The sequence below is a fragment of the Lutimaribacter pacificus genome (genome assembly GCF_900142185.1).
GTDB lineage: Bacteria > Pseudomonadota > Alphaproteobacteria > Rhodobacterales > Rhodobacteraceae > Lutimaribacter > Lutimaribacter pacificus.
This window is the reverse complement of sequence record NZ_FQZZ01000011.1, coordinates 58,266-75,403: the sequence shown is the minus strand read 5'-3', so window position 1 is coordinate 75,403 and position 17,138 is coordinate 58,266. Positions and strand designations below refer to the sequence as shown.

Here is a 17,138-nt window from a genome sequence, read left to right as displayed (position 1 = left end):
CCTGCGTTATGTGCCGTCGTCGCATGAATTGCCCGACCCTGTTCAGGCCGGATGATTCAAGACACGAGCCCTAAGGATCGCAGCCCAAAGACCGGTGATCCCGCTCTGCCAGCAAGTTGTCGAGCCTGACAGCGCGCCAGAATTAAAGTCACGTCAGAAGAATGGAACCACGTCATGGGGTCACCCTCAACAGCACATCGACCTTCTCAACTTCGCCCTGCCCGGTCAGGCGCGGCGCTTTTCGGATGCACGGCGCTGGTGGCGATCCCACTGGCCGTCTCCGCGCAGGAAGGTTCCGGGTCCGAGCCTTATCGGCTGGGCACGATCTTCGTGAATGTGGGGGTCGAGGCGGACGACGACGCCAATTCGACCATCGCGAAAGAGCTTTGGACCGGGGGCAAGGTCGCAACCAGCGTGCTGGATACGCCAGCCTCGGTATCTGTCGTTACACAGAAGGAGATCGAGCAACGCAATGCCGACAAGGTCGAGGATGTGCTGGAATACACGCCGGGCATCGTCACGGATTACTACGGAACCGACGACCGCAACGACTACTACCTTGTGCGCGGCTTCCAGGCTTCGACCTATCGTGATGGCCTCACGCTCGGCTCGATGCGGGGCGTTCGGGAAGAACCCTACGCCTTCGAACGGGTGGAAATCATGAAAGGCGGCAATTCGACCCTGTTCGGCACGTCCGATCCGGGCGGCACGCTCAACTTCGTGACCAAGACACCGAAGTTCGAACGGTTCGGCGAAATCTACGGGTCATTCGGCTCCAACAACCATAAAGAACTCGGCTTTGATTTCGGGGACATTCTGAACGAGGCGGAAACGCTTTCCTATCGCATTGTGGGAAAGGTTCAGGACGCCGACTTGGAATATGACGGCTCGAAGGACGATGAGCGGTTCTTTCTCGGCTCGATCGCATGGGCGCCTACGGATCGCACCAAGCTGACCTTTTCCGTGGATTACCTCAAACGTGACGGAACGCCGAACAGCGGGGGGTATCCGCTCGACCGGCTGTATGACCGCAGACAGTTCTTTGGCGAACCGGGCTTCAACTACCATGATGTCGAACGCCTGACGGTCTCAGCAGGCTTCCAGCACGAATTCGACAACGGGCTCAGGCTGAATGCGAACCTGCGTTACAGTGACCTGAATGACGATTTCGGCTACATCTACCTGTCCGACAATGCTGCGCGGGTCGGCACGATGGTCGACCGGTTCTACTTCGGCACCGACAGCACCGCCGAAGAACTGATCGGTAACGTCATCGCACAATACGACACCAGTTTCGGAAACATCGACAGCAGCACGCTCGCAGGGATCGAATTCCGGGATGCGTCCACGACCAGTTCTTCGATCTACGGGGCGCATACACAGATCGACATCAGCAATCCGGTCTATACCGGGGCACCGACGGGGCTTGTTCCTTACAGCGTCCAGGCAAACGATTTTACGACAAAATCGGTGTTCCTGCAGCAGAACCTGTCCTTCTCGGACAAGTTGATCGCAACCGCAGGCGTGCGGCATGACTGGCTCGACATCACGAATACCGACCAATTGACAGCAACGACGACATCGGCGGATTTCTCGGAAACCTCGTACAGGGGCGCGCTGACATACAAGTTCACCAATGAGCTTTCGGCTTACGCAAGCTATGTTCAATCGGTCGCGCCACCCTCCATCGGCACCCAGCCCGAGCGGGGGGAGCAGTACGAGATCGGGCTCAAGTACCAGCCGGAAAGCATCAACGCCCTGTTCACGGCCTCTCTCTACGATCTGACCAAGAAGAACGTGGTCGTGCCGGTCGTGCTGCCAAGCGGCGCCATAGAAAGGCAGACGATCGGCGAATCCCGCGTCCGTGGCCTTGAGCTGGAAGCGAGGATGGAACTGGCCGAGGGGCTGACGCTGTTCGGCGGATACAGCTATCAGATGTCCGACTTTGTCCGTGGTGATGTACGTGGTGTCACGGTAGACGGAAACCAGTTCGCATCGGTGCCCAACCACCTCGCGTCGCTTTGGCTGAATTATGACCTGCCGTCCACCGGGACTCTCGGTGACATGTCGGTGGGTATCGGCCTGCGGTATGTCGGCCCCTATTACTACAACGTCTATAACGACAACGGGAAAAGCCCGGATCAGCTCTATGTCGACGCGTCTTTTTCTTATGAGTTCGCGGAGAGCACCGCGTTGAACATCAACGTCAGCAACCTCTTCGACAAGCAATATGTCGTCGGTCGTGGAACGGCCGATTATTACAACAACGGCAGGACGATCACGGTGGCGCTGAACCATAGCTGGTGATTGCCGTTGATGCGGCCTTTGCCCTCAATCCTACGGGACGAACGGGGGCAAGGGTCGGCAAAGCTCGCGTCGCCCACCATGATCAGCGAAGCTGCTGATCCCGGCGCCAGCTTGCAGGCGTCTTGCCGACAAGCTGGCGAAAGGCCCTGGTCAGATGGGCCTGGTCCGAAAAACCGAGACGATCGGCAATGTCCGCCACACTAAGATCGGTGTCCGCCAAAAGCTCCCGCGCCTGATCGACCCGTTTGTTCAACTGCCATTGGTGAGGCGACATTCCCGTCGTGTTCTTGAACACCAGCGAGAACCAGCTTTCTGACAGGTTCACCGCACCGGCCATCTCTGCCGTGCTCATCCGTCGTCCACCACCGTCTTCGAAACGAAGCGCGACCTTCCGCATCTGGGCGGCGGTCAAACGCGCATTGCCCGTGTCGGGCCTTCGCTGATCCACATCCAGCACCCCCGATATCAGGCAATTGGCAAGGTTTTCCGCAAAAAGGTCGTGGCGGGTCGGATTGCGTATCTCGTTAACCAGCAATCGCGCAAGCAGCTCGATATCCGAAATATCGTTCCGCTCGGCCGGCTTCTCCAGGACCTGCACTGCCATTGATCTGGGCAGCGCGGCGGACAGGAACTGGACGGCCCAGGAATAGTCCATATGGATATCCACATGCGCGAACCTGAGCCGCTTCGAGAAGCAGGTCCGAAGCTCCATGCCTGCCGGGACGAAAATGGCGCGGGCAAGCTTGTGTGTCCCGTTCCCCGTCGTCGCGGAGATGGAACTCATGTCGTCAAAAAAGATACTCAGCCGTGGATTGGCCGAGACATACTGCCCCGTTGCGCCGCGATCACCGCTGGCCTCCCAATGGGCGATCAACAGGTTTTCGAACTGCCGCCATTGCACGGGCGAGACGCAATGCAACTTTTCAGTGAGACCAGAGAAATCGTGGTTGTAGCCCATTCCGCTCAGGCTCCGAGTTCAACATGCTGGGGCTTGGCTGTCCAATGCGCGACGCGAGATAACTAATGCGCGATTCAGACTGGCTTTGCCGTTTATTATGCGACCTAACGCGCCCCGCAACAAGTCAGGGCCGGAATAGTGAAATCTTGGGTGGCCACAGGCAACCCGGGAGCAAGTCGTCTACACGGATGGTGGCGTGACTCCTTGGGGCGGCTTCGGCTGTCCCTTTCATTTTATATGGTCACGCCAGGCAATCACAGCGCCATATCAACTGAAGTTCTCAAATCTCAGGATTAGGCACTATGCACTATCAGGTCCACCTGTCGCTTGGACAAGATCAGCCCTTTTGAACATGCCACTTCCCACCACATAGCTTTCGGGATGCTTCGTCAAAAATCAAGCCCGATAGGCAACATTGGCATATGTGAATCGGATCACCTACCTCATGTTGGCCGTCCTGATTGTGATCTTTCTGATCATCTTCCTGACGCTGTCGTCTGTGATATCGCTGGATTTGGTCGGATGGATGATAGATGATGCTTTTCGATACCCTCGGCCCTAAAGATTTTTCTTATGCCACATTCTCCGCAACACCTCGATCGCCTGCGTCTGCGCCACCTCCGACTACTGGAGATGATCGACCGGCACCGTTCGCTCCGCGCCGTGGCGATGGAGCTGGGGCTGACGCAGCCCGCCGTGTCGCAGATGGTAAAGGATCTTGAGTTCGCCTTCGGCAGCGAACTGGTCGATCGTTCCGTCCGCGGCGTGTCTCTCAGTCCCGATGGGCGGATCGCGTTGCAAAGGACGCGAGCCGGCCTGGCGGCCTTCACGCACCTTGCGCATCAGTTGGACAGCGCGCAGCCACCCGTCCTTCGGATCGGGACCAACCCGGCGGTCATGCTGGACCTGCTGCCCGCCGCGCTCAGCTATCCGACCTTTGCCGAGACCGGGCTGCGATTCGTCATCCGCACCGGCCTCGCCAATGCGATGACCCACGCGCTTTGGGACGGCGAGATCGACTGCTATGTCGGACGGATCGACTGGGACGAAGTCGCGCCGGAAGCGGCGGTCGCGCTACGCCATGACCCGCTGATGACAACGGAACTTGTGGTGGTCTGCGCCGACACGCACCCGTTGGCATCCAAGTCCGATCTGACCGTGGCGGATCTGGCCGGACATACCTGGGCCCTGCCGCCCGAGGATTCGCGCAACCGGGTCGCCATCGACAGCGGACTGCGAAACAACGGGCTGCCGATGGCGAATCCCCGGTACGAGATTGCGGCCGATCCGAACTCGCTCCTGATCCTCGCACGCCGCGCGGGGGTCCTGACGGTCGTTCCCCGCAACGCGCTGGATGCATCGGAGCCCGGTCTCGTCGCGCTGGACCTTCCCTCGCTCGCCATGCCGGCGGTTCAGCTTGGCCTCTTCACGCTGGTCGAAAACGAACAGTTGAGTGCGGTCCAGATACTGCGCGACACACTGAGAAAAGTGGCGCGACAAACCGCAAAGGTCACTTCGATTTGAAAAGCACCCCGGCCGTGCCGATCCGGTCCTCGACAAGCCGGAGCCAGTTCTGCGCCCGCATGTCGCCCGCCAGATAGGCATCGAGGAAGGCAAGGGTGACCCCGCGCACCGCCTCTTTCTGCTCAGTGATACCTTCCTCGCCAGGGGTGAATCCGCCAAGGTAGTGGTCGCCGCCTTCCAGAACGACGAGGTATTTGTCCCCTGCCGGGCTGAACTCGTAGGGCTCGCATTTCCAGTGCCAGTCCTGTCCCTTCGCGCCACCGTCCTTCGTACCGGTCACGGTCAGCACCGGCCCGGTCAACCCGTCCCACGATCCATTGCGCAGGCCCTGCTGGTCCAGACCCTGCCCGCTGAGGACCAGGGCCGCCGAAAACCGGTCGTCACGGAACCGGGTCGCGCCCTGCCCCGGCAAGTCGATCTCCGCCCCGGCGAAAAGCTGCGCGGTATAGGCGCCAAAGGAATGGCCGGCGATGGCGCAGGGCAGCCCTCGCGCAGTGCCCCGGGCCTGGCGCAGAATGTCCGGCAGGCAGCCCATGATCCGCCTGACGATCCGAACGCGGTGCAACCAGTAGTCCGGGTCATGCAGCACGGCATGCATCGCGGCACGGAGACCGGGATTTGCGGTCCACCCCGAGAGGTCCGCACCGGGGTCGAGGCCGAGGCCGGGATTCTCCGCCGCCACCACGTTAATCGAATCCGGGAAGGTCGGCTGTATAACCACATAACCATGCGCCGCCCAGACCTCCGTCAACTCGCCATAGGCGGCCCGCGATGATCCCAAACCATGACAGAAGACTACAGTCCCGCGTGCTGCCCCCTCCTGCGGCCACCGGACCGTCAGGGGCAGGTCGCCCTCGGTATCGTGCAGCGTCACCTCCTCTGAAAAGGTCACCGGACCGGCGCGGGTAAGCATGTGCCATGGGGTGCTCATGTCCGGGTCTCCTTTTCATTCTCGTCCAAAAGAAAACAGGCTGCCGTCCCGCCTTCCTGGACCGCATAGGCCGGTGGAGCTTCGACCCTGCAACGGTTCATCGCGAACGGACAGCGGTTGGAATAGGCGCAGCCCCTGTCGGCCGCCCGCGGCAAATCGGGCACCGTTTCCCTCTTCCGCTCTGCACGCCGCTGGCGCTGCCTTTCCGGGTCCAGCAGCGGAACAGCGTCGAGAAGAGCCTTGGTATAAGGATGCGCCGGCGCGTGATAGACACGGTCAGCGGGCCCCTCCTCAACGATATGGCCGAGATACATGACCGCGATCCGATCCGAGATGTGATGCACCAGCGCAAGGTCGTGTGCGATCAGAAGATAGGCAATCCCCAACTCTTCCTGCCTCTCGTAAAGCAGGTTGATGATCTGGTTCTGGGTTGAGACATCAAGCGCCGAGACCGGCTCGTCGAGCACGATCAGCCTGGGCTGGAGCGCAAGAGCGGAGGCGATGGCAATCCTTTGCCGCTGTCCGCCCGAGAACTCGTGCGGGTACCGCCCCAGATGCGCGGGGTCGAGGCCAACGAGGCTGAGCAGTTCCGCCGCCCGCTGCCGCCGATCTTCCGCGCCCGTCTCCGTATGCACGCGCAGCGGTTCGGAAACGATCTGCTCAACCGTCATGGCTCCGTTCAGCGAGGAATAGGGATCCTGGAACACCGCCTGGATGCGCTTGCGCACCTCGGGCGGATAGCCGCCGGTCATTGCGGCCAGATCCTGCCCGTCGAACCGCATCGTCCCGGACCCGACGGGCACCAGCCCGAGCAGGGCATTCGCAATAGAAGATTTGCCCGAACCGGATTCACCGACCAGCCCGAGCGTTTTTCCGGTGGCGATGGCGAGGGTGGCGTTCTTCACCGCGTGGAAAGGTTTTGGCCGCAGCCCGAGACCCGGACGGGACCAGTAGGTGACCGTGACGTCCACGATTTCGACCAGATCGCTCATGCCGCCCTTCCCGGCCTGATCTCGTCCGAACGGACGCAGCGAACCCCCTGGATCAAAGGCACGCGGACCTTGCAGGCCGCTGTCGCGTAAGGGCAACGGGCGGAAAAGCGGCAGCCCTCGGGCCATTGGCCGGGCGTCGGCACCGATCCGGGGATCGTAGGAAGCGGTGGCGTCCCGTCCGACCCGTGCGGTGAGGCCGAGAGCAGGCCCGCAGTGTAGGGGTGACGCGGCGTGGCGAACAGGGCATTGACCGGTGCGGTCTCAACGATCTCGCCGGCGTACATCACACTGATCCGGTCGCAGATATCGGCCGCTACGGCAAGATCATGGGTAACAAAGAGCATGGCCATCCCGAACTCCTCTTGCAGATCGCGAAACAGGTCGAGGATTTCCTGCTGCACCGTCACGTCCAGCGCAGTCGTCGGTTCGTCCGCGATCAAAAGCTTGGGATTGCACGACAACGCCCGCGCGATCGCGATCCTCTGCGCCATGCCGCCCGAAAGTTCGTGTGGGTAGGCTTTTGCCCGTTCAGCCGCACCCGGGATACCGACGCGGTCGATAAGCTCCACCGTCTGTTTCTGCGCCTCGGTCGTGCCGAGCCCCTTTTTCCGGCGCAGCACCTCGGCGATCTGGTTGCCGACCGTGTAGGCGGGATTGAGGCTCGTGGTCGGATCCTGAAAGACCATCGCCACGTCGTTGCCCCGCACCTCGATCATCCGGCGACGCGACAGCCCGCGCAGGTCGATGCCGTCCAGCATCACCTTGCCGCCGGTCACGCGCCCGCCCGCACCGATCAGGTCCATGATCGCAAGCCCGGTGATCGTCTTGCCCGATCCGCTTTCCCCGACCAGTCCGAGAGTCTCACCCCGCGCGATGGAGAAGCTCAGGTCCGAAAGGACCTGAACCTCCTCGCCGGTCTTGGCGGTCACGAAGACCTCCAACCCCTCGACCCGCAGAACGTCGTCCTCGCGCGGCATCACGGGGTCGGAGGCAACCGTCGCCGCCCGCTGCACCCGCCCCCGGGGCGGGGTCGCCGTGCGGATGCCGCGCCCGATACTGTCGCGGATCACGTCGCCAAGAAGGTTGACCGACAGCACCGTCGCCACAATGGCCAATCCCGGAGGAAGGGCGAGGAAGGGCGCAAGGTCCATGAAGACGGCGGCGGTGTTCAGCATCGTTCCCCAACTTGCGTTCGGGGGCTGCACGCCGATGCCGATAAAGCTCAGCCCGGCCTCGGCCAGCAGGACCGCGCCAACCGTCAGGGTGATCTGCACGATAAGCGGTGGCGCGATATTGGGAAAGATATGCCGCAGCAGAACACGGCTCGGGGAGGCACCGATCACACGGGCCGATTTGACATAGACCTCCTCCCGCTCGGCCAGCACGACGGACCGCGCAAGCCGCAGGAAGGCGGTAGAATAGAGGATACCGAGCGCAAACATCGCCCGGTGCAGCCCGGTGCCCAGGATCGCGATAATAACGATGGCAACCATGATGCCGGGGATCGATACCATGGCTTCGACGATCCGCATGGTGATCCAGTCCCACCATCCGCCACGAAAACCCACGAACATGCCGATCGGCACCCCGATAAGCACCGCAATCCCCGTCGCTTCCGCCGCTGCGATCAGTGCGATCCTGCAGCCATGGATCAGGCGGCTCAGCACGTCGCGGCCCAGATCGTCCGTGCCCAGCCAATGCCTGGCCGAGGGCGGCTGAAGCGCCGAGATCAGATCCTGCTTGAGCGGGTCGTAGGGGCTGATCCAGTCGGCGAAGATCGCACAGACGACCAGCGTTGCCAGCACCAGGACAGAGGGCACCATGACGGCCAGATAGGACGGCTGAAGCCAGAGCCGGGTCTTGCGGGGCGTCATGCGGGCCGGGCCTTGGGATTGATAAGACCGTAAAGAATGTCCGTGCAAAGCTGCACCGCCATCACGATCATGACCAGCACCAGAACGATGCCCTGGATCATCGGGATATCCTGCTGCCGCACCGCGGCCACGGCGAGGGACCCGATACCGTTGATGGCAAAGACATGCTCCACGATCAGCGCACCGCCGAGAAGAACGGTAACCTGGAACGACAGGACCGTGACCACCGGGATCAGAGCATTCTTCAACGCGTGCTTGAAGATCACGCGGCGGCGGCTCAAACCCTGCGCCAATGCTGCGCGAACGTAGTCCTGCTGCAGCACGCCGACCATGGCCGAGCGAACCTGCCGCGCGATGGCCGCGCTTGTCGAAAGACCAAGGGCCAGCGCGGGCAGCGTGATGCTCGACAGCCAGCCCAAAGGCGACTGGCCGAACGGTGTATATCCCGTCGCCGGAAACCATCGCAGGTTCACCGCGAAGACCCCGGCCAGAAGGATGCCGAACCAGAAATTCGGAATCGCCTGCCCGATCGTTGCGCCGAACGTGGCCAGCCGGTCGATCCAGGATCGTGGCCTCAGCGCCGCCGCGACTCCGGCCGACAGGCCCACAACAATCGAGATGAGCACCGAGGCAAGGGTCAGCGACACCGTTGCCGGTATCCGCTGCGCCACCGCATCCATGACACGGACCGAATTGAAGAAGGAGGTACCGAGGTCCCCCAGCACCGCCCGCTGCAACCATTGAACATAGCGCAGCAAGAAAGGCTGATCGAGACCGAGGCGTTCATGCACCATGCGGTACTGTGCCTCTGTCGCCCTGTCACCCAGGATCAGGTCGGCCGGATCACCGGGCAGCATCGCTGTAAGAGAGAAGGTCAGGAAGGACACGATCAGCAGGAGCGGCAGCATCGCCAGAAGCCGTTGCGCAATCAGACGTCCCATTCCCTGACCTTTCCGTCCGGCTCAGTTGTCGACACGCAGGCCATGAAGGATCGGCGTATCGGTTCCGGGGCGGAGCCGCAGCGTCGGATTGGCGGCAAAGACATCGGTCGCGCCGAAGAGGATCGGCGTGGTGGTGATGAAGATGATATAGGCCTCATCCGACACCTTGCGAAACATCTCGTTATAGATCGGCGCACGCTCCGCGTATTCAACCCGGTTCAGGCCTTCCTCGCTCAACTCCATCAGCTCAGGGTCCGGCGCGATCCGGTACGGATTGAAAAGCGCCTCTTTCGCAACATAATAAGTCGTCAGATATTTCGGGTCGAGAAAGGTGTTCCACACAAGGTTCGTGGCCGGGAAATCCGTCGACATGCTGCGCCGTGCCAGCGTGCCCGGTTCGACGGTCACGATATTCATCGTGATGTTGATTTCCTTGAAAAAGCCCGCCACCGCCTCGAGCCGCGAGGCAAAAACCGGGATCGACGGTATGTCGAATTCAAACCCGTCCTCGTATCCGGCCTCTTTCATCAGCGCCTTCGCCTTATCGAGGTCGTAGGCATATTTCTCTCCGACCGCCGGATCATGCGGCCAGAGCCCTTCGGGATAGGCCTGATAGGCCGGTTGCGACAGGCCGAATTCCACCGCCTTGGAAAAGGCCGCCCGGTCGATGGAATGGGCCATGGCCATGCGGACACGCTTGTCCGCGAAGGCCGGAACCCTCGTCCCTTCGCGGTCCATGATGCCAAGGTGATAGGTTGTGCCTCCCGGTTGGCGGAGAAGCTTGATGCCTGGGGTACGATCGACGATGGCGGCCTGCGGACTCGACAGGAAGATGGCGAGGTCGATCTGACCCGTCTTGAGCGCGTTGACCATGGCGGTCGCGTCAGGAATCTCGCTCAGTTCCAGCCGCGCCACGCCCTGAAGCTCGGGATCGCGGTAGGTCGGGTTCGGCAGGTAGACCCGCAGCTCACCCTCGCGCGATTCCTCGGGCGAGTAGACATAGAGGCCAGTGCCCACCGGGTTGCGGTCCAGCGCCGGGTCCTCCATCGCCTTGGGGCTGATCATCATTCCGGCCGTGCCGGAAAGAGCGTCAATGATCGACGGGTCGGGGCTCGCTAGGGTCAGGGTGATCTCGTTTTCGCCCGTGACCTCAGCTTTCTCGGCCAGTTTCATCGAGGCCTGGATGCCCAGCCCGATCACCCGGTTGATATTGGCGGCCGCCACCTCGGCTGTCAGAAGCTCGCCGTCGGAAAAGGTGATGCCCGGCCTGAGCGTAATGACAATCTTCGCCCCGTCGACCTCATAGCTTTCCGCAAGGAGCGGCACGAGGTTGTTGTCCTCGTCATGGTCGAAAAGCGACTCGTAGACCGGCCTCAGATAACCGATACCGCCGCCCGAATGCTGGTGCGGGTCCATCGTGATCAGCTTGGCCTGTTCGCCCAGCCGCAACGTGCCGGAAGGCTCTGCAACAACCTTCTGGGGCACGGTTGCGGCCATCAGGGCCAGCCCCGCGGCTACGGACAGCAAAAATCGCCTGGTGGAATAGATCATGTCAGGCCCTCCCCGCCTGGTTCTCCTCACCTTCAGAAGTATGCGGCGCCCAACATCAGGAATAGTCAGAACTTTCTTGAATATGATTACTTGAGGTGATCACTCGATGCTGAGATCGGACATCATACAGTGATAAATCTGACTTATCGTATGAAAGAAAATTTCTAGTATTTGTTAACCCTGTATCCCGCTACCACTGAAAGGGACCGGTGCGTCCGGCATGGGAGGAATCATGAGAAGAGCGAACGCCATCTCCGGCTTTGTGCTGGCGGCCATAGCGATCCTTGCATTGCTGGTCGTCATTCCCTGGCAGATCGAGAACGGACCGGCCGGCATGATGTCTCCTCGCCTCGTGCCGCAGCTCATGATGGGTGCGGTGCTGGTTCTGTCGGTCCTGCTTGTCCTCACCAACCTCGAGCCCGCCGGACGTGACGATCCGCCACCGTTCAGCCGCGAAGAACTGCGCGCGCTCGCCCTCATCTCGGGTGTCTTCGCCGTCTCGATCACCCTCTACCTGACGATCGGTGCTCTCGCCTTCGGGAGCGTGCTGGTGGCGGGAACCCTGGTGGTTCTGGGAGAGCGCCGCCCACTGATCGTGGCCGGAATGCCCGTGGCCCTGATGCTTCTGCTCTGGGTCCTGTTCTACAAGATTCTCGGAACGGCAATCCTGTGAGGTGGTGATGGAGTATCTTCTGATCGCCATACAGGACGTCTTTACCGGACCTTCGCTGTTCTGGGTCGCCGGAGGGGTGCTGCTGGGCTATATCCTGGGCGCGATCCCGGGGCTGGGCAAGGCCACCGGCGTCGCAGTGTCGATACCGCTGACCTTCTACCTTGATCCCGTCTCGGCCCTCGGCCTGCTGATCGGCATCGCCAAGGGATCGGGTGCGGGCAGCGCCGTCTCGGCCATCCTGTTAAACACACCCGGAGAGCCGTCCTCGGCGCCCACAGCCCTCGACGGGTATCCGCTGGCGCGGCAGGGCAAGGCGCAGAAAACCCTGAAAATGGGTCTCTTCGCCTCGGTTATCGGGGATTTCGTATCGACCGTGGTACTCATCCTGCTTGCCGCCCCGCTGGCCCGCTACGCCCTGCTGATCGGGCCAGTAGAGCTTTGCGCGATCCTTGTCTTTTCGCTCACCTTCATTGGCGGCCTGTCGGGCGGCTCGATGATCAAGGGGCTGATCGCGGCCTGCTTCGGCATCTTTTTCGCCACCGTCGGGATGGAAACCGAGACCTTCGTCCCCCGTCTGACCTTCGGCTTCCTGCAACTGGACGATGGCATTTCTCTGGTACCCATGGCCATCGGGATGCTCGCCGTGGCCGAGATGATCGTTCAGGCCGGCAATCTCCGCGAACTGGACGCCCAGACCGAGCGGATGAAGGACAGCGACAATCCCGACGACCGACGCATCACCGGCCCGGAATGGCGGCGCTGCGCCCCGGTGATCGCCCGCGGCTCGCTGATCGGTACCATCGTCGGCATCCTGCCGGGCCTTGGCGCCAGCGTCGGATCCTTCCTGTCCTATGGCGCGACCAAACGCGCGTCGAAAACGCCCGAGAAATTCGGAACCGGCATGATCGAAGGCGTAGCCGCATCGGAAAGCGCCGATAATGCCGTTGTGCCCTCGTCGCTGATCCCGCTCTTTGCGCTTGGTATTCCGGGCAGCGTCATCGCCGCAATCCTGATCGCCGCCTTCATCCTGCACGGCCTGACCCCCGGCCCCCGCATGTTCACCGAACAGCCGCGCCTCGTCGCCGATCTCTACATCGCGATGCTGTCGGCCAGCCTGATCATGCTCGCGCTCGGCTATGCGGGGCAGCGGATCTTCGCGATGATCATCCGGGTGCCGCTGCGCCTGATCATCCCCGGTGTTCTGCTCTTTTGCTGCGTCGGCGCATACATGGAAACCTCGAGCGTTTTCTCGATCTACATCATGCTTGCCTTCACCCTGATCGGGTTTCTGTCACGCAAGCTGGACTTCAGCTTCGTGACGTTCCTGATCGGGTTCGTGGTCGCCCCGAAACTGGAGCTGAGCTTTCGCCAGTCACTACAACTCTTGAACCACGACTGGGCGAATCTCGTCAAACACCCAATTGCCATTGCCTTTTTCCTTGCCGCAATCGCCACCGTTCTGGCCGTCGCACGGAAAGAGGCGCGTCAATCCGTCGGAACCATCGACACCAAAAGGGAGGAACTATCATGACAACCAGACGCACGCTTCTGGCCACAGCAGCGGGTCTTGCGCTCGCGCTGACCGGCCTTCCGGCCATGGCGCAGGACGAATATCCGACTAAGCCGATCACCATGCTCGTGGGCTACGGCGCAGGCGGGCAGACCGACCTCATCGCCCGCGCCTCCGCCAAGGTGCTGGCAGACCAGCTGGGTCAGCCCGTCAACGTGGTGAACAAACCTGGGGCGGGCGGGGCCGTGGCAGCGAACGAGCTCAGGGGTATGGCGCCCGATGGCTACACGATCCTGTTCCAGTCGAACGCCGTGATCAACGCTGCGCCCTTCCTGATGGACCGCGTCGATTTCAAGCCCGACGATTTCGAGTATGCCGGGATGATCACCGCCTATCAGACCGGCCTCGCCGCACCGAAGGACGCACCCTATGAGGATCTGACGGGCTTCATCGCCTGGGCCAGGGAAAACCCCGACTTCGCCTATGCCGCCCTGTCGGCCGAGGCGCGGATGTACATGGACCGGATCGCCGAACAAGAGGGCCTGCAGGCCAATGCCGTGCCGGTGCAATCGGGCTCGGAAATGGTGAACACGCTGCTTGCCAAGCAGGTCGCCGTCGCCTTCTCGGGCGGGATTCACTATCGCTACCCGGACGAGATCAAGACAATCGCGCCGACGACGACCTTTCGTCATCCCTCGGCGCCCGACGTGCCGACCATCGAAGAGGCGGGTTTCCCCCTCGCCATGGATACGCGGACCGTGATCATCCTGCCCAAGGGCACTCCGCGGGAAATCCTCGACCGGATCAGCTCGGCACTGAAAGCGGCCGAAACAGACCCTGAATTCGTCAAGGTCACAGAAACCGCCAACATCCCGATCATGTATTACGATGCTGCGGCCGCGGCGAAGGAGATGCAGGAGACTTACGACAAGAACAAGGTCATCCTGACCGGCGGAAACTGATCCGCCCCACCTCGCGCCGCGGGCCCCGGATGGCCCGCGGTCCTTCCCAACACGAACCGACAGAGGCCGCATGTTCCAGCCACTCAAGGGTGTGAAGGTCGTTGACCTGAGCCAGATCCTCGCCGGACCCTACGCCACCTACCTGCTTTCCCTCATGGGGGCCGAGGTCATCAAGATCGAGAAACCCGGTCAGGGCGACTGGACCCGCGACCTCGGGCCGCTCAAGGACCTGTCAGCCCGCAAGATGGGGCTGGGTTTCATGACCCAGAACGCGGGCAAGAAATCCGTCGCGATTGACCTCAAGTCCGAAGCGGGACTGGAAATCGTGAAGCAGATCGTCGCAGATGCCGATGTGTTCGTCGAGAATTTCAAGCCGGGCGTGGCCGAAAACCTCGGTCTGGGCTACGCGGAGACAAAGGCGCTGAACCCGAAGATCCTCTATTGCTCGATCTCTGCCTACGGGCAGACCGGCCCCTTCGCGCCACGCCCCGCCTACGATCACATCATCCAGGGCATGTGCGGCATCATGAAGACCACCGGCACAGCCGAAGGCGGCCCGACCAAGGTCGGGGCCCCCTATGTCGACTATGCCACCGGGATGAACGCCGCCCTTGCCATCGTCTCGGGCCTGCACGAGGTGCGGCGCACCGGAACCAGCGTGCAGCTCGACGTGGCAATGCTGGACACGGCACTGATGCTCATGGCGTCGCTCATGACACAGCATTTGTCTTCCGGCTGGGTGCCTGCCCCGAACGGCAACGAAGCGTGGAGCGCCAGCCCCTCCTCCGGCGCGTTCGAGACACCCGACGGCCTGCTGATGCTGGCGGCCAACAATGACGCGCAATTCGCCCGGCTCTGTCATGCGCTCGGCCGGGGCGACATCCTCGAGGATACACGCTATGCAACCTCCGAAATGCGCGCAGCGAACGCGCCCTCGCTCCGGGCAGAGCTGAACGCGATCTTCCTGACGAAAACTGCCGCTGAATGGGAGGCACTTCTGGCCGAGCACAAAGTGCCCGCCGCCCGAGTCCGCGGCCTCGACGAAGCGCTGGCCGAAGAACATCTGCACGCTCGTGGCATCACACGCCGAATGACGGTGACGGGCGACGTGGATCACTCGGTCCATGTCCCATCTCTCAGTTTCCTTGTGAACGGTCAGGCCATCAGCCCGCAAGAGATACCACGTCCGCTCGGCGCCGATACGGAGGCGGTCCTGACCAGGCTTTCGATCGACCCTGACCGAATCCGCCAGCTTCGCGACGCGGCCGTGATCGGCTAGAACGGACAGAAAGGCCGGCTTGGGTCGCCGTATTCTGCCTGCGACCCATGCCGGCCTTGCTGCCAGACTGGTATCGGAATCGTGTCTCAGGTCCGGGAAGCAGCCTATCACTCCCCGGATCGAGGCCTGCGCTCCTCAATGCACGGCGGCGTACATGATCTTTTCCTCGGTCGTCGTTTCCCCGTCGAACTCTTCGACGATACGTCCATTGCGCATGACCAGAACCCGATCTGAAATCGCGAGGATCTCGGGCAGATAGGACGAAATGACAACCACCGCCAGACCGGCATCCGCCAGACTGTTGATGAAGTTGTGAATCTCCACGATCGCGCCCACATCGACACCGCGCGTCGGCTCGTCGAAAATGATGAGCTTGGGATGCTGTACCAGTGACTTCGCGATTACGACCTTCTGCTGGTTCCCGCCAGACAGTTCGATCACCTTCGCATCTTCGTTGATCGCGCGGATGTTAAGCGACTTGATCCATTCCCCGGCCAGCCGCCTGACCCGCACCATCGAGTAGACCGAAAGAGGCCCACCATTGATCGCCTGATCGCCCATCCCGATGTTTTCACCGATCGACATCGCCTCGAAAAATCCTTCGAGCTTGCGATCTTCGGTCACGTAAACGATCCCGTCCCTTACGGCAGGCTGCGGCGTGATATAGCGCACGCTCTGATCGTGGAAATGAACCTCCCCACCGTGAAAGAAATCGCGTTTCAGAACACCCGCTATGATCTTGGCTGTTTCCGTCCGGCCCGATCCGATCAGCCCGAATATGCCCGTTACCTGCCCGCCGAACACGGAAAACGAATTGCTTTTCACCAGATTCGCCATCGACAGGTTGGAGACGCTCAGAACCTTCTTGCCCGGCTTGCGAATGCTGCGCTCCTCGGCAGCGGTGCCATAGATGTCCTTCGACAGCGTGCGCCCGACCATTGCGCGAATGATCGAATCCCGGTCGAACGCGTCCGTACGGCCGTTTGTCACCATCTCGCCATCGCGCAAAACGGTGATCCGGTCGGCATAGTTCAACGCCTCTTCCAGCGCATGGCTGATAAAGATGATCGCGACACCCGACTGCTTGAGGCGCCGCATCAGCCCGAAAAAGTGATGCTTCTCTTCGGGCGTCAGGGTGGCCGTCGGCTCGTCAAATATCACGACCCGCGCGTTCTGGCTGACGGCGCGCGCAATTTCGACCATCTGTTTTTGCGCGGCCCCGAGCGTGGCTACCGTTGCCGTCGGATCGACGTTGAAGTTCAGCGATTGCATAAGCTGCTGGGCAGCAATGTTGATACCCCGCAGGCGATTGTAAAACCGCTCGCGTCCGACATAGATATTCTGCGCAACAGTCAGGGCCGGCACCAGGCTGTTTTCCTGGTAGACCATCACGATCCCGGCGGCGAGGGCGTCCTTCGGCGCCGCGAAACTGGTCGGGGCACCGTCGATCAGCATCTCGCCGCTGCTGGGCGCGACCGCGCCTGCGATGATCTTGGTCAGCGTGGACTTCCCCGCTCCGTTTTCGCCGAGAAGCGCGTGTATTTCGCCTTTTTTCAGCGTGAAGTCGACGGACTTGACGGCGTAGACGCCGCGATAGTCCTTCGTCACATTCTTTAGCTCCAGAATGTCGGTCACG

General features: G+C 61.6%; 13 protein-coding genes. 6 read left to right on the top strand and 7 right to left on the bottom strand.

Annotated features, from left to right (window positions below; all coding sequences use genetic code 11):
- The first annotated feature begins 174 nt into the window (after positions 1-174).
- Positions 175-2,307 (top strand): TonB-dependent siderophore receptor, encoded by a 2,133-nt coding sequence (locus F3H87_RS19485; protein WP_149789565.1) that lies wholly within the window; start codon positions 175-177, stop codon positions 2,305-2,307.
- An 82-nt stretch (positions 2,308-2,389) separates the two neighbouring features.
- On the opposite strand, the gene F3H87_RS19480 is transcribed toward F3H87_RS19485, so the two are convergent.
- On the bottom strand, positions 2,390-3,265 hold the full coding sequence (locus tag F3H87_RS19480; protein ID WP_149789566.1) for a helix-turn-helix domain-containing protein: 876 nt from the start codon (positions 3,263-3,265) through the stop codon (positions 2,390-2,392).
- Positions 3,266-3,838: 573 nt separating this feature from the next.
- On the opposite strand from F3H87_RS19480, the gene F3H87_RS19475 reads away from it, so the two are divergent.
- Entirely contained in the window at positions 3,839-4,789 is a 951-nt protein-coding gene (locus tag F3H87_RS19475) for a LysR substrate-binding domain-containing protein (protein ID WP_149789567.1), read from the top strand.
- On the opposite strand, the gene F3H87_RS19470 is transcribed toward F3H87_RS19475, so the two are convergent.
- From F3H87_RS19470 to F3H87_RS19450, 5 genes are read right to left on the bottom strand one after another with little or no spacing between them, the layout of a single operon-like run.
- Positions 4,776-5,720: an alpha/beta hydrolase family protein gene (locus F3H87_RS19470; RefSeq protein ID WP_149789568.1), complete on the bottom strand. Its 945-nt coding sequence runs from the start codon at positions 5,718-5,720 to the stop codon at positions 4,776-4,778. The genes F3H87_RS19475 and F3H87_RS19470 overlap by 14 nt on opposite strands.
- A complete protein-coding gene (locus tag F3H87_RS19465; RefSeq protein ID WP_188129284.1) occupies positions 5,717-6,691 on the bottom strand; it encodes an ABC transporter ATP-binding protein in 975 nt (324 codons plus the stop codon). Before F3H87_RS19465 ends, F3H87_RS19470 begins: the two co-directional genes overlap by 4 nt.
- 17 nt (positions 6,692-6,708) lie before the next feature.
- On the bottom strand, positions 6,709-8,586 hold the full coding sequence (locus tag F3H87_RS19460) for a dipeptide/oligopeptide/nickel ABC transporter permease/ATP-binding protein (RefSeq protein ID WP_149789570.1): 1,878 nt from the start codon (positions 8,584-8,586) through the stop codon (positions 6,709-6,711).
- Positions 8,583-9,527: an ABC transporter permease gene (locus tag F3H87_RS19455; protein ID WP_149789571.1), complete on the bottom strand. Its 945-nt coding sequence runs from the start codon at positions 9,525-9,527 to the stop codon at positions 8,583-8,585. Before F3H87_RS19455 ends, F3H87_RS19460 begins: the two co-directional genes overlap by 4 nt.
- Positions 9,528-9,548: 21 nt before the next feature.
- A complete protein-coding gene (locus F3H87_RS19450) occupies positions 9,549-11,078 on the bottom strand; it encodes an ABC transporter substrate-binding protein (RefSeq protein ID WP_149789572.1) in 1,530 nt (509 codons plus the stop codon).
- A gap of 232 nt (positions 11,079-11,310) precedes the next feature.
- On the opposite strand from F3H87_RS19450, the gene F3H87_RS19445 reads away from it, so the two are divergent.
- From F3H87_RS19445 to F3H87_RS19430, 4 genes are all read left to right on the top strand, one after another.
- Complete coding sequence (locus F3H87_RS19445) at positions 11,311-11,751, top strand: tripartite tricarboxylate transporter TctB family protein (RefSeq protein WP_188129285.1); 441 nt, start codon at positions 11,311-11,313, stop codon at positions 11,749-11,751.
- 7 nt (positions 11,752-11,758) lie between these two features.
- A complete protein-coding gene (locus tag F3H87_RS19440) occupies positions 11,759-13,282 on the top strand; it encodes a tripartite tricarboxylate transporter permease (RefSeq protein ID WP_149789574.1) in 1,524 nt (507 codons plus the stop codon).
- Positions 13,279-14,223: a tripartite tricarboxylate transporter substrate binding protein gene (locus tag F3H87_RS19435; protein ID WP_149789575.1), complete on the top strand. Its 945-nt coding sequence runs from the start codon at positions 13,279-13,281 to the stop codon at positions 14,221-14,223. Before F3H87_RS19440 ends, F3H87_RS19435 begins: the two co-directional genes overlap by 4 nt.
- Before the next feature lie 70 nt (positions 14,224-14,293).
- Entirely contained in the window at positions 14,294-15,502 is a 1,209-nt protein-coding gene (locus F3H87_RS19430) for a CaiB/BaiF CoA transferase family protein (protein WP_149789576.1), read from the top strand.
- Between the two features lie 135 nt (positions 15,503-15,637).
- Here the strand turns inward: F3H87_RS19430 and F3H87_RS19425 are convergent, their stop codons facing one another.
- Positions 15,638-17,137, bottom strand: a complete 1,500-nt coding sequence (locus tag F3H87_RS19425; protein WP_149789577.1) for a sugar ABC transporter ATP-binding protein — start codon at positions 17,135-17,137, stop codon at positions 15,638-15,640.
- Position 17,138: the final 1 nt, after the last annotated feature.

Excerpts from the sequence above, each read along its gene's own strand:
- F3H87_RS19480 (WP_149789566.1), bottom strand. The coding sequence starts at position 3,265 with ATGGGCTACAACCACGATTTCTCTGGTCTCACTGAAAAGTTGCATTGC.
- F3H87_RS19455 (WP_149789571.1), bottom strand. The coding sequence starts at position 9,527 with ATGGGACGTCTGATTGCGCAACGGCTTCTGGCGATGCTGCCGCTCCTG.
- F3H87_RS19440 (WP_149789574.1), top strand. The coding sequence starts at position 11,759 with ATGGAGTATCTTCTGATCGCCATACAGGACGTCTTTACCGGACCTTCG.
- F3H87_RS19485 (WP_149789565.1), top strand. The coding sequence starts at position 175 with ATGGGGTCACCCTCAACAGCACATCGACCTTCTCAACTTCGCCCTGCC.
- F3H87_RS19460 (WP_149789570.1), bottom strand. The coding sequence starts at position 8,586 with ATGACGCCCCGCAAGACCCGGCTCTGGCTTCAGCCGTCCTATCTGGCC.
- F3H87_RS19475 (WP_149789567.1), top strand. The coding sequence starts at position 3,839 with ATGCCACATTCTCCGCAACACCTCGATCGCCTGCGTCTGCGCCACCTC.
- F3H87_RS19435 (WP_149789575.1), top strand. The coding sequence starts at position 13,279 with ATGACAACCAGACGCACGCTTCTGGCCACAGCAGCGGGTCTTGCGCTC.
- F3H87_RS19430 (WP_149789576.1), top strand. The coding sequence starts at position 14,294 with ATGTTCCAGCCACTCAAGGGTGTGAAGGTCGTTGACCTGAGCCAGATC.
- F3H87_RS19445 (WP_188129285.1), top strand. The coding sequence starts at position 11,311 with ATGAGAAGAGCGAACGCCATCTCCGGCTTTGTGCTGGCGGCCATAGCG.
- F3H87_RS19450 (WP_149789572.1), bottom strand. The coding sequence starts at position 11,078 with ATGATCTATTCCACCAGGCGATTTTTGCTGTCCGTAGCCGCGGGGCTG.
- F3H87_RS19470 (WP_149789568.1), bottom strand. The coding sequence starts at position 5,720 with ATGAGCACCCCATGGCACATGCTTACCCGCGCCGGTCCGGTGACCTTT.